Origin of the sequence: Desulfonatronum lacustre DSM 10312, from assembly GCF_000519265.1 — a bacterium.
Lineage (GTDB): Bacteria > Desulfobacterota > Desulfovibrionia > Desulfovibrionales > Desulfonatronaceae > Desulfonatronum > Desulfonatronum lacustre.
Map to the genome: position 1 here is coordinate 351,855 of NZ_KI912608.1, position 15,782 is coordinate 367,636.

Genomic DNA, 15,782 nt, shown 5'->3' on the forward strand with positions numbered 1-15,782 from the left:
GTACGCTACTCACGCGACGAGGAGTCGACGGCCCGTTCCCTGTTCTTTTCAGCCAGCCGCATTGCCCGGCGAACCTTGGCCTCTTCGAAACGGTGAATTTCATCCGGCGTGGTGGGGTGGTAGGGCCGGGCCGGGGTGGGGCGGCCTTTTTTGTCCAGGGCCACGAAAGTCAGATAGGCCGAGGCGGTGTGCCGGATTTCCCCGGTCAGGAGGTTTTCCGCCTCCACCCGAACCCCGACCTCGATGGACGTCCGGCCCACCAGGTTGACGCTGGCCTTGAGCATGAGCAGGTCGCCGACATAGGCCGGATGGTGAAAATCCAGCCGGTCGATGGACGCGGTCACGGCGTTGCCCCGGACGTGCCGGATGGCCACGATGCCCGCGGCGGTGTCGATATGCTTCATGATGATTCCGCCGTGGATGCTGCCGTACGGGTTCGCGTCCTGAGGCAGCATCTGTACGGCCATGGTCAGGGACGTGTCTGAAGTGCAGGTGGTTTGCATGGTGGCTCCGTGTCGCCGAGGTGAGTTCGAGATGGATTTTTCCCGTTGCCTCAAAACGTAACAACAAAAGGTTTTATCGCGTGTACCACCCGAATATTGATCCCGTGGCTTTCGCCCTTGGACCGCTGGAGGTCCGATGGTACGGCCTGATGTATCTGATCGGCTTTCTGGCGGCGTGGCTGCTGGGGCATCTGCGGGCCAAGCGGCCGGGGTCCGGTTGGAATCCCCAGGAACTGCCGGACCTGATCACCTATTGCGCCTTGGGGCTCTTACTGGGTGCACGGCTAGGGTACGTGCTGTTCTACGACTTCGCAACATTCATCGACCACCCCCTGGAAATCCTGAAGATATGGAAGGGCGGGATGTCCTTTCACGGCGGCCTGTTGGGCGTGATGCTGGCCATCTGGCTCTACGCCCTGCGCAGCCGACGGAGTTTTTTTCAGGTGGCCGATTTCGTGGCTCCGCTGGCGCCCATCGGGATCTGCGCCGGGCGGATCGGCAATTTCATCAACGGCGAGCTCTGGGGCCGGGCCACGGACGCCCCGTGGGGCATGATCTTCGCCGACCCGAACGCCGGATTCATTCCCCGGCACCCGTCCCAGTTGTACCAGGCCTTTCTGGAAGGCCTGGTCCTCTTCGCTTTGCTTTGGTCCTTCTCGGCCAAACCCCGCCCAACCATGGCCGTTTCCGGATTGTTCGCCCTGCTCTACGGCGTGTTCCGCTTCAGCGTGGAATTCTTCCGCGAACCGGACGCCCACCTCGGCTTTGTCGCCTTTGACTGGATGAGCATGGGCCAGGTTCTTTCCCTGCCCATGATCGCGTTGGGGGGGGTGTTGCTTTGGCTGGCGGGGAGGCGGAAGGAAGAGGTCAGGAGTCAGAAGCCAGGAGTCAGGAGATAGAAGCCGGAGCATCGACGAACGGTGTAGGGTTGGTTGGCGATCTGAAAACATTCTTATCGTGCCCGTGCCCAACCGCTTGCGGTTGGGCACGGGCACGTTTTTTTTGGTCCTGAAACGAAGAGAAACGCTTCACGTCCGATATTTCGCGTTGATCCGGATGTACTCCTCGGTCAGGTCCGAGGTCTGGAGGGTGTAGCGGCCCTGGCCGCGGCCCAGGGTGATGTCCAGGTGGACGTCCTGGCGGCAGAGGGCCGCGGCCAGGAGATTGTCCCAGTCCATGGGTACCGGGGTGCCTTGGTGGAAGATGGTTTGTCCGGCCAGGGCCACGCTGACATGGTCGGGGTTGAATTCGGCTCCGCTGCGGCCCAGGGCGGCCACGATCCGGCCCCAGTTGGGGTCCTGGCCGTACATCGCGGTTTTGACCAGCGGAGAGTGGCCCACGGCTCGGGCGGCCAGTTCGGCCTGGCGGGTGCTTTTGGCCCCGCTGACCCGGATGTGGATCACCTTGGTCCCGCCTTCGGCGTCCTGGACGATCAGGCCGGCCAGTTCCGCGCACACTTCGGCCAGGGTCTTGGCCAGCGCGGCCAGTTCCTTTTTTCCCCGCACCACTCCGGCCCGTCCGTTGGCCAGGGCCAGGACGCAGTCGTTGGTGCTGGTGTCCCCGTCCACGGTGATCCGGTTGAAGCTGTGCTCCACGGCCGTGGACACGGCTTCCCGCCACCAGTCTTGATCCACTCCCGCGTCGCAGATGATGAAGCCGAGCATGGTGGCCATGTTCGGGCAGATCATGCCCGCGCCCTTGGCCATGCCCAGGACCCGGACCTCTCCGGTTCCCAAGGATAGGGAGCGCCAGGCCAGTTTGGGGTATTTGTCCGTGGTCATGATCGCCCGGGCCGCGTCAAGAGCCGTGGCCCGTCCCAGGCTTTCACCCAGGGCCGGCAGGGCCTGCTTCCAGCGTTCCAGCTTGATCCGGTCGCCGATGACCCCGGTGGAGGCGGGGAGGATTTCCTCCGGTGACAGTCCGAGGGCTTCGGCGGTCATGGCCAGGGCGTCCTGGCAGTCCGCCAGCCCCTGTTCCCCGGTGCAGGCGTTGGCCTGTCCGGCGTTGACCGCCACGGCCCGGACCGGACGGTCCGGAGAGCCGGAGGCCAACAATTCCTTGACCACCAACACCGGCGCGGCCTGGAACAGGTTGCGGGTCAGCGTGGCGGCCCAGACGCAGGGTGCGTCGCTGCGGATCACGGTCAGGTCGTTGCGCTGGGCGTATTTGAAGCCGGCTTCGGCCACGGCGAAATCAAATCCTCGAGGGACGGGAATCATGCGGGTTCTCCTGAAGGCGAGGTTGAGGTGGATGAGTCGGAGTCGGTCGGACTATGATCCGGTGATGTCTGGTCCGGTGGTGGCTGGGTTGGGCCGCTCAAGGGCAGGCGGACGGTGAATCGCGCCCCTTGATCCGGGGCGGACCAGACCGTGATCTCGCCGCCGTGGTCCTGGACCAGTTTGTAGCTCACGGCCAGCCCCAGGCCGGTGCCTTTGGCCTTGGTGCTGAAGAAGGGGTGGAAGAGTTTTTTCATGATTTCTTCCGGGATGCCCCGACCGGTGTCCTTGATCTCGATCCGGACGAAATCAGCGTCCTGGCCGGTGCTGATGAACAGTTCTCCGCCGTCGGGCATGGCTTCCAGGGCGTTTTTGGTCAGGTTGATCAGTACCTGTTTGATTTGGTTGGGGTCCAGCGGACATGCGGGTAGCTCCGGGGCTAAATCCAGCCGGGCGGTCACGCCTTGGGCAGCGGCTTGCTCCTGGAACAGGCCGGCCACCTGCCGAACCAGCTCGTTGAGCGCGGTTTCAACCAAGGAAGGACGGGGCGGCCGGGTGAAGTCGCGCACCTCCACGAGCAGATGCTCCAGCCGCTTGGCCTCCCCGGCGATGATTCCCAGCTTTTCCACGCGCGGATCGTCTTCGGACAAGGTGCGTCGGACCTGCTGGGCGAATCCGCCCATGAGCAGCAAGGGATTCTTGATCTCATGAGAGAGATGGGCCGCGGCTTCGCCAATGGCGGCGAAGCGCTCCGAGAGCATCAGTTTTTCCTGGGTTTGCAGCAGCTGGTCCATGCTTTGGCGGACCTTGTCCCGTTCCCTGCGCAATTCCGTTTCCGAGCGCCGGAGGTGCTCGGTTTTGGCGTCCACTTCCCGTTTCAAGGTTTCAGACCAGCGCAGGGCGATGAATAGGAATCCGGCGGCGGCAAAAAGCACGGCCAGGAAAAACAGCCCGACCATCAACCATTGCCGCGCCACCACCGGCTGCATCAAACCATAGACCTCGGTGTCCGGAGCGGCCAGTCCCACGGACCAGAAGCGGCGCTCTCCGTCGGGCCCTGGGGGCAGAGCCACGGGGCTGAAGGCCAGGAGCTTGCGCATTTCCCCGCTCACGTCCCAGTGCCAGCCCGAAATGTACCAGTCCGTTCCCTCCTCGCCGCGCAGCAGACGGGTTCGTACCAACTGGTTGATTCGTTCGTAGGAAATGTCCGGGTTTCGAGCTTGGCGGATCGTATAGGAGCTTTGACCGTGAAAGTCGCTTTCCACATGGAACAGGAAGTCGCCCTGGTGGTCGATGACCCAGGCGTATCCGGTCTTTCCGGAGCGGACGCCCGCGGCGTATCGCGCGGCCACGGCCTGGAGATCCAAAAGAAAAAACAAGACCTCCGGGCGTTCGGGCCTCGAAGGAAGGAGCAGGGGGGCCACGAAGCGTCCGGCAAATGGACCGGAGGCGAGGGCGAGAGGAGTTCCGAGCATGGCCTGGTTCGGATCCCGATCGGTGGAAAGCCGGGCCGCGTCCCGGTTGATGCCGGCCGATAGTTCCGAGGCTGGAACGTCTTCTCGGGGTGAGAAAAGCATGGTTCCAGGTTCAAGGGCGCCTTTGTCCGGGGTCGCCAGTCCGATCCCCAACACTCCCCATTCCTCGAAAAAGGAGAGGTAGTGATCCAGTCCGGCTTGATCCAGGGCCGGGCGACGTTCCGCGAGAAGCCGAAGGCCCTGTTCCAGAAGCTGGAAGTTTGTCTGAATGTCCTTGGCGATCTGTCGGGTCAGCCCGAGTTGTTGCTCGTTGAACTGGCTGGAGACGAGTTTTTCCAGTTCGGTGTCCGCCCGCAGGGCCAACCCGAAAACGGCCAGTATAATGGCGATGCAGGAAAGGACGAGGCCGGTCAGGAAGCGTTTGCGCATGGGGTGACGAGGCTGGTTGGTGAATTGGGTGGCGTCCCCGAACCATTCGCTGATTACGCCTTTGACCCTGGGAATTCAAGGCGTTTGATGGGCGAATCAAACCTCCAGTTCGTACTTCTTCAACAACGCGTAGAAGTGGGAGCGCGACAACTCGGAAATTTCGAGCATCCGGGGGATGTCGCCGCCGGTTTTGCGAATCAGGGTTTCCAAGTAGCGGTGTTCGCTGGCGGCCTTGAACGCCTTGAGGGACGGCAAGTCGCCTTCAAGAGGTGCGCCTTCCAGGAAATCCGGTTCGCCGTCACGAACCTCGGGCTTGTCGGCCGTCAGCCGCGCCCGGGTCACCTTGATGCGCAGATCCTTGGGCAGATGCATGGCGTAGAGGAATTTTTCCACGCCCGAGGCCACGAAGGCCCGCTCCATGACGTTGCCCAGTTCCCGGACATTGCCCGGCCAGTCGTAATCGGCCAGGGCGGCGAAGAAATCCGAGCCGAAGACCTTGGTCTTGATCCCGGAAGCGACGCACAGTCGCTGGATGAAGTGGGTGGCCAGGGGCTTGATGTCCTCGGGGCGCTGGCGCAGGGCGGGCAGTTGAAGTTTGATGGTCTTGACCCGAAAGTAGAGATCTTGGCGAAACCTGCCGGATTCGATCAGTTCGTCCAGATTTTGATTGGTAGCGGCGATCAACCGGAAGTCGCTCTCCTGCTCCCGGTTTTCTCCCAGAGGGCGGAACCGGCGCTCCTGAAGCACCCGGAGCAGGGACTTCTGCATGGCCAACGGCAGTTCCCCCAACTCGTCCAGGAACAGAACCCCGGTATGGGCTTGGCGGACAAGGCCTTCCCGGTCCGCCAGCGCACCGGTGAACGCGCCCTTGCGGTGCCCGAACAGGGTGCTTTCCAGCAGCGTGTCGGTCATGGCCGCGCAGTCCACGACCACGAAAGGGCAGGAAGCCCGGCGGCTGTTGGCGTGGATGGTCCGAGCCGCCAGTTCTTTGCCCACTCCGGTTTCCCCGGTGATCAGCACGTTGGCGTCGGAAACCGCGGCCTGGGCGATGACCTCGAAGCATTCCCGCATGGCCTGGCTGGAACCGATCATCCCGCTGAGGTCCAGGGTTCGTGGCGTGGTCCGGTCGCGTTGCTCCTTGTACTTCAAGGCCCGGTTGATGCTCAGGTTGATGTCCTTGATGGACGCGGGTTTGACCAGATAGTCCCAGACGCCGCCCTCGATGGCCAATTCCGCTCCTTCGGGGTCCCCCTTGCCGGTGAGGATGATCACCTCCGGAGGATTGGGTTGGGCCTTCAGTTCCGGAAGCAGGGACAGGCCGCTGCCGTCGGGCAGGTTCACGTCCAGGAGTAGCAGGTCGAAGGATTCGGATCGCAGCGTGCGGCGTGCGGCGTCCAGGCTTGCGGCCTGGCCCGAGGGGATTTGTTGTCGGCGCAGCAGGCTGGCCATGGTGGCGCGGATTTCAGGGTCGTCGTCCACGATCAGGATTCTCGGCACGGGAGAACGCCTCCAAAGGGGGTGATGCAGGTTGGCGCGGGCATGTTATTGTTCAGATCCTTGGTTAAGTTTGGGATCAGGCTTCTGGCCGGATGCCTGGTCCGTGGCCGGAATTTTGTTCATAACTTTGGAAAGAGCCGCTGACAGATCGGCCTTGTTGAAGGGTTTGGGGAGAACGAGCCGAATATTGTCCGCCGCCTCGCCCATTTTCAGAACATAGCTGCGACCGGAGACCAGGATAACGGGCAGATCCGGACGCATCAGCCCGGTCCGGCGGGCTAAGTCGATGCCGGTCAGGCCGGGCATGTCGTAGTCGGTGAGCACCAAGTCGATGTCCGGTCGCTGTTCGAGGATTTGCAGGGCCTCGTTGCCGGCCTCTGCGGAGAGGACCGTATAGCCGAGCTGTTCCAGGGTGCGGGGCGTGGTGGCCAACTGTTCTTCGTCGTCCTCCACGAACAGGATGACGCCGCTGCCTTTTAGGATGGGCGCGAGACGGGCGGGTAGCGCGGATCGATCCGCCGTAATCATGGGCAGCAGGATGCTGAACGTGGCCCCCTGGCCCGGAGTGCTGCTGACCCGGACCGCTCCTTTATGGTTTTTGACGATGCCCAGGACCATGGCCAGCCCCAAACCCGTGCCCTCGGCCTTGCCCTTAGTGGTGAAGAAGGGGTCGAAGATTTTGTCCAGGGTCTCCGGGGCGATGCCGGGGCCGGTGTCGCTGACGGTGAGCCGGAAGTACGCTCCGGGAGCGATGTTCAACTCTTCGGCGTCAGAGTCGGCGACCCGTGTTTCCTCCAGCCGGATCACCAGTTCTCCGCCAGTGGTCTGCATGGCCTGGAAGGCGTTGGTACAGAGGTTCATGAGCACCTGAGTGACCTGGGTCGGGTCCAGCATCACCGGATCGGTCTTGCCGGCGATGCTGTCGCGAATGACGATGTTGCGGGGCAGGGAGCGCTGGAGCAGGGTCACGGATTCACGGACCAGGGCGGGTAGATCCGTGGGGCGGAACCCTTCCTGTGAGGGACGGCTGAAGGTCAGGATGCGTTCCACCAGATTTCTGCCCCGGCTGGAAACCCGCAGGACCCGTTCCAGGTCCTCGGCCGTGGCTGACTCCGGGTCGATGTCTCCCAGGGCCAACTCCGTGGAATTGATGATTGAGGTCAAGATGTTGTTGAAATCGTGGGCGATCCCTCCGGCCAGGGTGCCGATGGCTTCCATTTTCTGGGATTGCAAAAGCTGACGTTCCAGGTTCATCTCGTGGGTGATGTTTTCCGCGGTGCTCAGGGTTCCGACCACTTCGCCCTTTTCGTTGTGCAGAGGCACCTTGTTGATTTCCAGCCAAGCGTTTTCGCCCTGGGCGTCCTGGACCGCGGTCTTGATCTTGCGCAAGGGGCGGTCATCTTCCACCACTTGACGATCCATCCGGGCCACCCAGTCCACGAATTCCGAATTGGGCAACATGGCCGCGTCGGTTTGGTGGAGCAGTTTGCGAGGCGATTCGATGCCGAAGAATTCGGCGAAGGCCCGATTCGCTCCCAGGTAGCGCTGCTTGCGGTCCTTCCAGCAGACCAGTTGCGGGATGGCGTCCATCAGGATTTCCAAAAAGGAGAGCTGGTGCCGGATTCTGCGTTCCACGGCCCGGCGCTGGATGATGTTCCGGATTAAAAAGCCCAGGACCACCACCAGGGTGAACAGGCTGACCATGATGACCTGAAAGACCTGCTTGTCCAACTCGTAAAAGGCTTCGGGCTCGTTGATGAACAGACTGTCGGCCGGAAGTTGGCGACGACTGATGTCGCGTTGCATCAGCACCTGGTAGTCGAACATGTACTGGTCCACGACCTCGGAGACCACCGGAATGGCCGACGGCGACTCGCCTTCCATGATGCGCAAGGCCATTTGTGCCGTGATCCTGCCGTGGAGGTGTCCGCTGAGCAGGCGTCCACCGACCATGCCGTGACCCAGCAGGAATTCCCAGTTGCTGTAGATGGGCAGGTCCGTGACCTGGGCTACGGCTTCCAGGACCTCCGAGGCGGACATGAACTGACCGCCCACGTTGTGAAAAAAGGGGATGAAGAATAAAAAAGCGTTGCGCGGCAGATCGCGGACCCGTTCCTGGATTTCCTCCAGCGAATATCGTTCCCAGAACTCGAACTCCAGTCGGTCCCCGAAATGGTGCTCAACGGCTTCGATCTGGTTGCGGATGGCCATCCCGGTTATGGACTCGTCGCCGATGACCACCAGCTTGTTTTTGTTGGGATGGATGCTCAAGGCCAGTTCCAGGGTGTCTCGAACGTCGATGTTTTCCAGGATGCCGGTGACGAAGGTCTGGTCGATTTCCTCCGGAGTGACGTCGTTCAGGCCGCAGAAGACCACCGGAATGTCGGGAAAAAGGCGATCGCGGTGTTCGAGGATGAAGTTGTAGGCGTCGTTGTCCGATACGATGACGATGTCGAAGTGCTCGTCGACGAATTTGTCCTGATAGAGCCGGAACAGGGTGTCGGCGATGATTTCATAGGGATATTTCTTGGCGTCCATGTATTCGATCTGGAGCTCGATATGGTACTGACCCTGCTCCAGGCCTTGCCGGATTCCCTCCTGAAGATGGTCCGACCAAGCATACCCGTTGTGATAGGAATTGAGGTAAAAGACCCGCCGTTTTTCCCGACCCGGATCGGGCTGGGAAAAGGCGGAAATCGCCGCGGCAGCCAGGAGCAACCCGCTGGTTAAAAATGCGGCGACGCAGAGGAGCGCCTTTCTTTTCTGGATCATGATGAAATGGTCATCCGCTGGTTTTCCCCTCTTTCCGATCTACAACCCGAGGATCAAGTAATCCGCATCCTTCGCGGTAATGTCCTGAAGGTCCATGTGGGCCGGGATGTCCGGTACAATGGAAACCTGCCGAATTTGCGGCGCAAGGCGGTGCACCTGAAAGGGCATGGCCGGCTTCCAGGCATGGACCGAGCCGGTAAGCACGACCATGGCGTGATCCGGACGGCTTTTCAGAAAATTCAGGGCGTGGACGGCAAAGGCGGCGTCCCAGACCAATTGGGCTTCGCAAAAGCGTTCAAACGAGCCTGCGTGGCCGTCAGACCCGACAAACCGCCGCAGGAAGGCTTCATACTCCGGATCAATGCGGCAGACGATGGGCGGCAGAAGTCCCAGCTCCTCCCTGCTCAGGGAGGCGAACCCCTGGCGGGCCACCTTTCGCGTGATCTCTCGCGGGACGTTCAGGCCGACCATGGGCACGCCGTGGTCGCGGCAGTAGATGAAAATGTTCCGATAGGCCGGCCATTGGACGCCCCAATTCCGGGTGAAAGCCTGAACCATTTCCGGCTCCGGAATGGTCCCGGCCACCCAGTTGTCCAGAATATGCTGCTCGTGGTGCTGGAACATCTCCAAGCCGACCGCCACGGGCATCCCTGACGTGTGCACCGCTTTGACTATGGCCAGTTGCGCGGTGTGATGCCGCGGATTGCCATGGGATTCACCGACAATCAGCAGTTCGGCGCTGGATAATGCTGGAAGGGCTTCGGTGAGCGTCGTAGACCGGGAATGGTTCAGGTCCCAGAGTTGGAGATCTTCCGAGGGGTGGGACGCGGCCGGGAAAAACGTCAGCAGGATGGTCAGGATAAGCGTAGTGCCGGTGAATCGGAAACAATTTGGAGCAAGCGCGTTCATGGCTGAAGATCCTTGATGAGGGGTGAGGCCAGAGCAGGCCAAGCACCGCGCAGACGGTTCTCGCCACGATGAAAGCCCAGATAACTGTCCTTGCCGTAGTGGGTGATCCGTCGGGCCGTATCCGCCACGGCCTCGGCGTCTAGATCCGTGTCGGAGCTGAACAAGCCGATGACGCCTTGGTCCCATGCCGGGTGGGGCAGGACGAGAAACAGGGTGTCCATTTCAACGGGACCCGCCGTGCTTGAACTGGGCTGCAAAGTTGGTTCCGGAGCTTTTTGGGCAGCTGTTTTTGCCTCCCCTTTTACGGGGATGAGCGCAGAGCCCGCCATGTCTCCGGTTGCCGGGTGCTCCGCGTAGGCCTCGGGCAGGGCCGCCAGGGCACGTAAAGCCTCGGTGTGGGGTAGTCCGAAAAACAGCAGCTGGGACGCCCGTCTTGCCTCTTCCTGGGCTTCCCGTTCATGCAGGATGCGCGCCCCTGGCTGGTTCATGCTGCGCAGAAAACCGCGTACGATCTCCTCTGGAACGTGGTCCATGGCGGTGCTTCGGATTACCAGCAAGTCGGATGCGCCCTTGATGCTGTTGACCGTCGGCGGGATTTCCTCCGGGGCCAGCAGGCGAAAAAGGTGGTGTTCCGGGTCCACCAGCAGACGCTGGGGAATGTCCGGGCTGATGAAGGACATCCTGGCCGTCCCGCCTTGGAGTTGTAGTGAGTGGGTCTGTGTTCCGGACGGCGTTTCCAGGTGCACGGGGACACTCAGGTCATAAAACGGAGCATTCTGGGCAAGCACGGCCTCCACCCGCCAGCCTTTGGTCTGCTCCGTGACATGAACGTCCTTTAGCCGCAGATCAGGTGCTCCCGGAGTCAGCAGCCACTGACGGGTAAAGGTTTCCCGGACCGGTGTGCCCCTGCTGTTCCCTTCGTGGTCCGGCCAGGTGTTCCATCCGGCAAGCTCAAAAGAATCGAACATATCCTGCCATGTGGCCTTCCGAAACAGCCATTGGTCATAAAAGGACCGCAGGGCGTCCCAGAATGCCTCCTCTCCCATCTGTTGGCGGATCATATGCACCAGGTACATGGCCTTGCCATAGCCCACCACCTGGGAAGCCGGATCGGAGCGGGACAAAAAGCGGGCAACCGGGAAATCGGCTTGGCCGGCCGCCAGCAGGGCATAGTCCCGCAGAATGCGCACCCGGTATTCCCTGGCAGCCTCCGAGGATTCCTTCTCTTGGGCCAGATAGTCGGCCACGTAGGTCGTCAGGCCCTCGCTCCAATTGCCCTGACTGTAGTCCACAAATACACCGTTGCCCCACCAGCAGTGGGCCACTTCATGGCGCAGGCTGGTTTCCGGAATGAACGGTAAACGCAGGATAGCCGAGCCCAACAACGTGTAGGAGGGCATGCCGAACCCGGACGGGAAGAAGTTTTCGACCACGGCGAAGTGATCAAAGGGGTAGGGGCCGTGGAGTTGCTCGTAGGTGGCCACATGTCGGGCAGCAGCTTCAAGGTAGATCTGGGCCAGGTGGTCGCTGCCCGGGAAAAAATACGTGGAGATCGGCACGGAATCCGTCTTGAGCTGTTGTTGGACATACCGGCCGGCGGAAAGCGGCATGCCCCGGCCGAGTTGGCCAACTTGCCAGCGGGAAATGCTCTGACCGTTCCGGTGCTCATGCCCCAGAAGCCGACCGGCGGTGACGGCCAGAATGCCCGCTGGGGCGACCACTTCCAGGTTGATGGGTGGATTCTGGTCCGAGGAGCGTGGGAACCACCCACTTTGACCTTGAAAGAAGACCCCTTGTTCGGTGATGGTGGCACTGACCCCGAACCCGGTATTGTCCGTGCTGAATTGGTGCAGGGGCACCGGGTCATGGAAGACTCCCGAATAGGTGATGGAAAGCCGCACGTCCTGGCCGACTTTGTTCATGCCGGGAGTGATCCGCAGCCGGCCGTTGGCGAATCGATGGGCCACGGGTTGACCGTCGAGGTGCACGGCATGCAGGTGCATTCGGGGATGCAGGAAGTAGTCCAGGGTGGCCGAGGCCAGGGGAGCGTACCGAATGACACTTTGACCGTGCAAGGTGCCGGTGGAGAGGTCCAGCTCAACTCGCAGGTCATGGGCAGCAGTACTTGTGAATTGGTCTGGAGAGTACTTGGCCTGAACCGGGAAGGCGCAGAGGAACACCAGCAAGGCCAGCACCGCTGCCCATGCCCGGCATTGAGACAAACTTCGGGGTGTGGACAGTGCTGGAAGTGTTCTCCATCCCGGAAGTGCGGGAAATCCTTGATTGCTGGGGACTATATGCCGGTTGTGGCCCCCACGCGACATTCGCGTATTCTTCCAACAGACTGGAAAGGGTGAATAACCCGTGATGTTCATGATCACCTTGCAATGATTGTATCGGCACGCGGTCGGCTGGTGGCGGGTGCAAAAACGTGATGCGCATCGGACAGTAGACAGGGAGTGAAAAGCAGGCGATGGTCAATATAAGCAGTTGGGATCACCACCTTCATGGTAACGTCTCGTTTTTTCGTTGGGCGCGAAAGTCCAGGAACGGATTGCCTCCGGTGCAAAGCTTCCAGGGCAACGTTAGTGATTGCCACACCATTTTTCAATCCTTGGGAGGGCAACATGCCGGTGGTGGCCATGCCGGCCGTGGGGCATCCGGCCGAAAACCCGGAGCAGCGGCCCAGAAAAGGCGTGGAGGATATTCTCCTGTAGTCTTTGCCCAACGTGTTGAATGGACGCGGAAAGCCGCCGAAGCGCCGGGAGAGCGTTTCGGCGGCTTTCATTTTTTCGGAAGCTTCCCGCCGGAATTTTTCGATTCCGGCTCGAAAAGTGGCGGGCATTGAAGCCGCGGGGTTCGTGCGAAATTTATTGGGCGGAGATAAGTCGGTAAAACTTGTGATCCTTGTCCACGGCTTCGGAGAAGACGGTTTCCGGTTTGGGCAATCCCGCGGCTTTCCAGGCCAGCAAGGGATCCAGGAACTGCTCACGGACGCACTCCTTGGGTTGGTGCAGGTTCTTGCAGACCGCCTGCAAAATCGGGAAGGCGTTGAACTTCTGGAAATAGTCGCGCAGAAATTGAAGCATGGCCAACGTCTGCTCGTTCAGTTCAGGACCTCCATGGTGCTTGAGAATCGCCTTGGCCACATCTTCGTTCCAACATTTCGGATTAAGCAAAAAACCGTCCTGGTCCACTTCACAGCTTTTACCGTTCAATTCGAGCTGGGGCATACGAATCTCCTTTCCAGAATTGGTGTTCAAGAGGGATTTGGTTTTGTACTCCGCACCTCCTGCGTAAAATATTCACCACGATTCGGCAAGGGCCACTTCAGTTTACGGCGTGGTGACGACCCGCCTCAGTCCTCTTCCGGCCAATCCCGTGCCAGTTCCACCAGTATCCGCACGCCGAAGCCGGTTCCTCCGGCGATGCCGTGGTCGCCTTTTTTCTTGGCAAAGGCCGGGCCGGCGATGTCCAGGTGGACCCATGGGGTGTTCTCCGGGACGAAACGCTGCAGGAACAGGGCCGCGTGGATCGCGCCGCCTTCTCTCGCGCCGACGTTTTTCAGGTCCGCGACTTCGCTTTTCAGCTCATCCTTGTAGTCTTCCCAGAGCGGCATGGGCCAGCAGGGCTCGCCGACCCGCTCGCCGATGCGTCGGACCTGTTGGGCCAGCGACTCCGGCGCGGCAAAGGCCCCGGCGATGCGCGGGCCCAGGGAGACCACCATGGCTCCGGTCAGGGTGGCCAGGTCCACGATGCCCAGCGGATCGTAACGTTTGCTGTAAGCCAGGACGTCGCAGAGCAACAAACGGCCTTCGGCGTCGGTGTTGATGATTTCCACGGTTTTGCCGGAACAGGTTGTGACCACGTCTCCAGGCTTGACCGCCTTGGGGCCGGGAAGGTTCTCGGTGCAGGGGATGATCCCCACCACCCGACGCTGGTCGTCGCCGTTTTGGCCCAGGCGGCCATGGACCTCGAAAAAGCCGAGCACTGCCGCGGCCCCGCCCATGTCCCCCTTCATCTCCTCCATGCTCTGGCTGGGCTTGAGGGAAATCCCGCCGGTGTCAAAGGTGATCCCCTTGCCGATCACCACCAAGGGCTTTTTTTGGTCCTTGGGGCCAGGCTTATCAGTTGTACCGGGCGTGCCGGGCGTGCCGGGCGCAGCGGGGGCGTTGGGGTGCGTGTCCAGAATGATCAGCCGGGCCTGTTCCCGGCTGGCTTGGCAGACAGCGGCATACGCCCCCATGCCCAGGGCTTCGATTTGGTCCGCGTCCATGACCTCCACGCCGAAACCGTGTCGCGTGGCCAGGTTCCGGGCCGTCTCGGCCAGGTATTCCGGGGTGGCCAGGTTGGCGGGCATGTTCACCAGGTCCCTGGCCAGGTTCAGCCCGTGACCCGTTGCCAGAGCCTTGTCCAAACGATCCTTCAGGTATGCGGCCGCTTGGTCGTTCACCTGGTCGTCCAGCAGGAAGCGTAGCTTTGGGGGCTGGCTGGAGGACTCGTCTTTCTCCGTCTTCAGTCTCTCAAAGCGGTACACGGCCGTCATGGCGGCGCAGGCCGTCTCCTCCACTGCCTGCGCGAGATCCAAAGCCGTGTCCGCCAGGACGTTGGTATTCAGGCCGATGTCGCTCAGTCGCAAGTCCATGGCGCAGCCTACGGCCGCGGCCACGGCCCGGCGCAGTTCCCGCGGCCCGAAGTTCTTGCGCTCGCCCAGCCCCACCAGGATCACGGCCGGGGAAGCGGTGCCGCTTGGCGGGAAAAAATAGCGCACGGACTTCGCTTTTCCGGAAAAGGCGGCCAAGCCGTTGTTCCCGGCCAACCAGCCGCCTTGCGCGGCTAACCAGGTCTCTAGGCCAGGCCAAGTCCGCAAGTCGGGCGATTTCTCAGTTTTTTTTTCGAACACGAAAAAGACCAAGGCTTCGCCGTCGAACTCGCCCTGGAATCGTAAGTTGATATCCATTGATCCTCCTGAGGTGAATGCTCCAAAAAACCTATTTCCGTAGCGCGAACCATGCTTTCCGTCCAGTCGTGCGATTTCGTCCGCACGGGAAAAGCGGTTCGGAATTCTTTTTCATCCCAGCGTATTGAGAAAAAACACCGTATCCATGGAAAAAGGCGAGGGTTGCTTCCGGGCAGGCAGGGTTATGAGCACGATGTCTTTGTTTTTTCCGGGAAAAAGTCGGAAATATCCTCGATTATCAACATTGCGAAGGTGCAATCATCCGGTTACGAACAGATTTCCCTCGAAAACACCCTTCCTCTCACTCCATTGCTCCGGACAATCCCGATCCGCACCGGAGCGTGTCCACTCCATGAGGAGATGATCATGCGCTACGCTCTGCCCCTCATTATTGTTCTGGCCCTGATGAACCTTTACCACGTGCTCAAACCCGTGGACGGGGTCGGCGGGCAGCCGGCGGTCCTGACCAAGGAGTACCGGTTCAGCCTGGAGAAGGACCTCGAACTGCTCAAGGCCCAGGACGAAATCCTGATCCTCAAGATGCTCCTCAACGGCTACCGGGAGAACAAGGGAAACCGGGAAAAAGAGCTGGGCAAGCTTCTTGAGGAAAATTTCGTACTTAAACAGATGATCAACGGCTATCGGGACGCCAACACCCATCGATTACGCCTGACCGCGTACACGGCCCGGCCCGAGGAATGCAACGACGACGTGGACAACACCGCGATCATGCAGACTCCGGTTTCCGGCTGGACCGTGGCCGTCTCCCGTGACTTGAAGGGCTGGCTGGGCAAACGGGTCTATATCGAGGGCTTCGGTGTCCGCCTGGTCAACGACCTGATGAACGCCCGCTACACCAACGCCATCGACGTCCTGGTGGCGGACGTGCCCACGGCCAAACGGATCGGCGTCAGAAAAAACGTCCTGGTAACCCTGGTGGAGCCGCTGGCAACGGACGTCACGGACCTGGATCGGGAATTGGTGGCCTTGTTCAGCAAAGGCTCGCGTATGGAATGACGGC

At 61.0% G+C, this 15,782-nt stretch carries 12 protein-coding genes; 2 read left to right on the top strand and 10 right to left on the bottom strand.

What is annotated here, in order from left to right:
- Positions 1 to 5: 5 nt before the first annotated feature.
- Positions 6 to 503: an acyl-CoA thioesterase gene (locus tag DESLA_RS0101630; protein WP_028571132.1), complete on the bottom strand. Its 498-nt coding sequence runs from the start codon at positions 501 to 503 to the stop codon at positions 6 to 8.
- 80 nt (positions 504 to 583) lie between these two features.
- Here DESLA_RS0101630 and lgt point away from each other — a divergent pair, with 80 nt between their 5' ends.
- The gene (gene lgt, locus DESLA_RS0101635) at positions 584 to 1,402 is read left to right on the top strand and encodes a prolipoprotein diacylglyceryl transferase (RefSeq protein ID WP_028571133.1); all 819 of its coding nucleotides are present in this window, start codon (positions 584 to 586) and stop codon (positions 1,400 to 1,402) included.
- Between the two features lie 129 nt (positions 1,403 to 1,531).
- Here lgt and argJ read toward each other — a convergent pair whose 3' ends face one another.
- The 9 genes from argJ to DESLA_RS0101680 form a co-directional block, all read right to left on the bottom strand.
- Entirely contained in the window at positions 1,532 to 2,722 is a 1,191-nt protein-coding gene (gene argJ / locus DESLA_RS0101640) for a bifunctional glutamate N-acetyltransferase/amino-acid acetyltransferase ArgJ (protein WP_028571134.1), read from the bottom strand.
- Positions 2,719 to 4,623, bottom strand: a complete 1,905-nt coding sequence (locus DESLA_RS18070) for a sensor histidine kinase (protein WP_051434279.1) — start codon at positions 4,621 to 4,623, stop codon at positions 2,719 to 2,721. The genes argJ and DESLA_RS18070 overlap by 4 nt, the downstream gene beginning before the upstream one ends.
- 96 nt (positions 4,624 to 4,719) lie before the next feature.
- On the bottom strand, positions 4,720 to 6,120 hold the full coding sequence (locus tag DESLA_RS0101650; RefSeq protein WP_028571135.1) for a sigma-54-dependent transcriptional regulator: 1,401 nt from the start codon (positions 6,118 to 6,120) through the stop codon (positions 4,720 to 4,722).
- A gap of 45 nt (positions 6,121 to 6,165) precedes the next feature.
- A complete protein-coding gene (locus tag DESLA_RS18075; protein ID WP_084031807.1) occupies positions 6,166 to 8,892 on the bottom strand; it encodes an ABC transporter substrate binding protein in 2,727 nt (908 codons plus the stop codon).
- Positions 8,893 to 8,931: 39 nt separating this feature from the next.
- Positions 8,932 to 9,801, bottom strand: coding sequence for a ChaN family lipoprotein (locus DESLA_RS0101660; RefSeq protein ID WP_028571136.1), 870 nt, complete (start codon positions 9,799 to 9,801; stop codon positions 8,932 to 8,934).
- Entirely contained in the window at positions 9,798 to 11,996 is a 2,199-nt protein-coding gene (locus DESLA_RS23095) for a M1 family metallopeptidase (RefSeq protein ID WP_051434280.1), read from the bottom strand. Before DESLA_RS23095 ends, DESLA_RS0101660 begins: the two co-directional genes overlap by 4 nt.
- A gap of 182 nt (positions 11,997 to 12,178) precedes the next feature.
- Positions 12,179 to 12,646 carry a hypothetical protein gene (locus tag DESLA_RS22675; RefSeq protein WP_156932830.1) on the bottom strand — a complete coding sequence of 156 codons (468 nt, stop codon included), beginning with the start codon at positions 12,644 to 12,646 and terminating at the stop codon, positions 12,179 to 12,181.
- A 25-nt stretch (positions 12,647 to 12,671) separates the two neighbouring features.
- On the bottom strand, positions 12,672 to 13,034 hold the full coding sequence (locus DESLA_RS18085; protein WP_051434281.1) for a TusE/DsrC/DsvC family sulfur relay protein: 363 nt from the start codon (positions 13,032 to 13,034) through the stop codon (positions 12,672 to 12,674).
- Positions 13,035 to 13,159: 125 nt separating this feature from the next.
- Positions 13,160 to 14,761 (bottom strand): leucyl aminopeptidase, encoded by a 1,602-nt coding sequence (locus DESLA_RS0101680; protein WP_035261201.1) that lies wholly within the window; start codon positions 14,759 to 14,761, stop codon positions 13,160 to 13,162.
- Between the two features lie 366 nt (positions 14,762 to 15,127).
- Here DESLA_RS0101680 and DESLA_RS21365 point away from each other — a divergent pair, with 366 nt between their 5' ends.
- Positions 15,128 to 15,778 (top strand): 3D domain-containing protein, encoded by a 651-nt coding sequence (locus tag DESLA_RS21365; protein ID WP_156932831.1) that lies wholly within the window; start codon positions 15,128 to 15,130, stop codon positions 15,776 to 15,778.
- The last annotated feature ends 4 nt before the right edge of the window (positions 15,779 to 15,782 follow it).

Bases quoted from the DNA above. Each gene is read 5' to 3' on its own strand.
- DESLA_RS0101630 (WP_028571132.1), bottom strand. From the start codon at position 503: ATGCAAACCACCTGCACTTCAGACACGTCCCTGACCATGGCCGTACAG.
- argJ (WP_028571134.1), bottom strand. From the start codon at position 2,722: ATGATTCCCGTCCCTCGAGGATTTGATTTCGCCGTGGCCGAAGCCGGC.
- DESLA_RS18070 (WP_051434279.1), bottom strand. From the start codon at position 4,623: ATGCGCAAACGCTTCCTGACCGGCCTCGTCCTTTCCTGCATCGCCATT.
- DESLA_RS18075 (WP_084031807.1), bottom strand. From the start codon at position 8,892: ATGATCCAGAAAAGAAAGGCGCTCCTCTGCGTCGCCGCATTTTTAACC.
- DESLA_RS0101660 (WP_028571136.1), bottom strand. From the start codon at position 9,801: ATGAACGCGCTTGCTCCAAATTGTTTCCGATTCACCGGCACTACGCTT.
- DESLA_RS22675 (WP_156932830.1), bottom strand. From the start codon at position 12,646: ATGCCCGCCACTTTTCGAGCCGGAATCGAAAAATTCCGGCGGGAAGCT.
- DESLA_RS18085 (WP_051434281.1), bottom strand. From the start codon at position 13,034: ATGCCCCAGCTCGAATTGAACGGTAAAAGCTGTGAAGTGGACCAGGAC.
- DESLA_RS0101680 (WP_035261201.1), bottom strand. From the start codon at position 14,761: ATGGATATCAACTTACGATTCCAGGGCGAGTTCGACGGCGAAGCCTTG.
- DESLA_RS21365 (WP_156932831.1), top strand. From the start codon at position 15,128: ATGCGCTACGCTCTGCCCCTCATTATTGTTCTGGCCCTGATGAACCTT.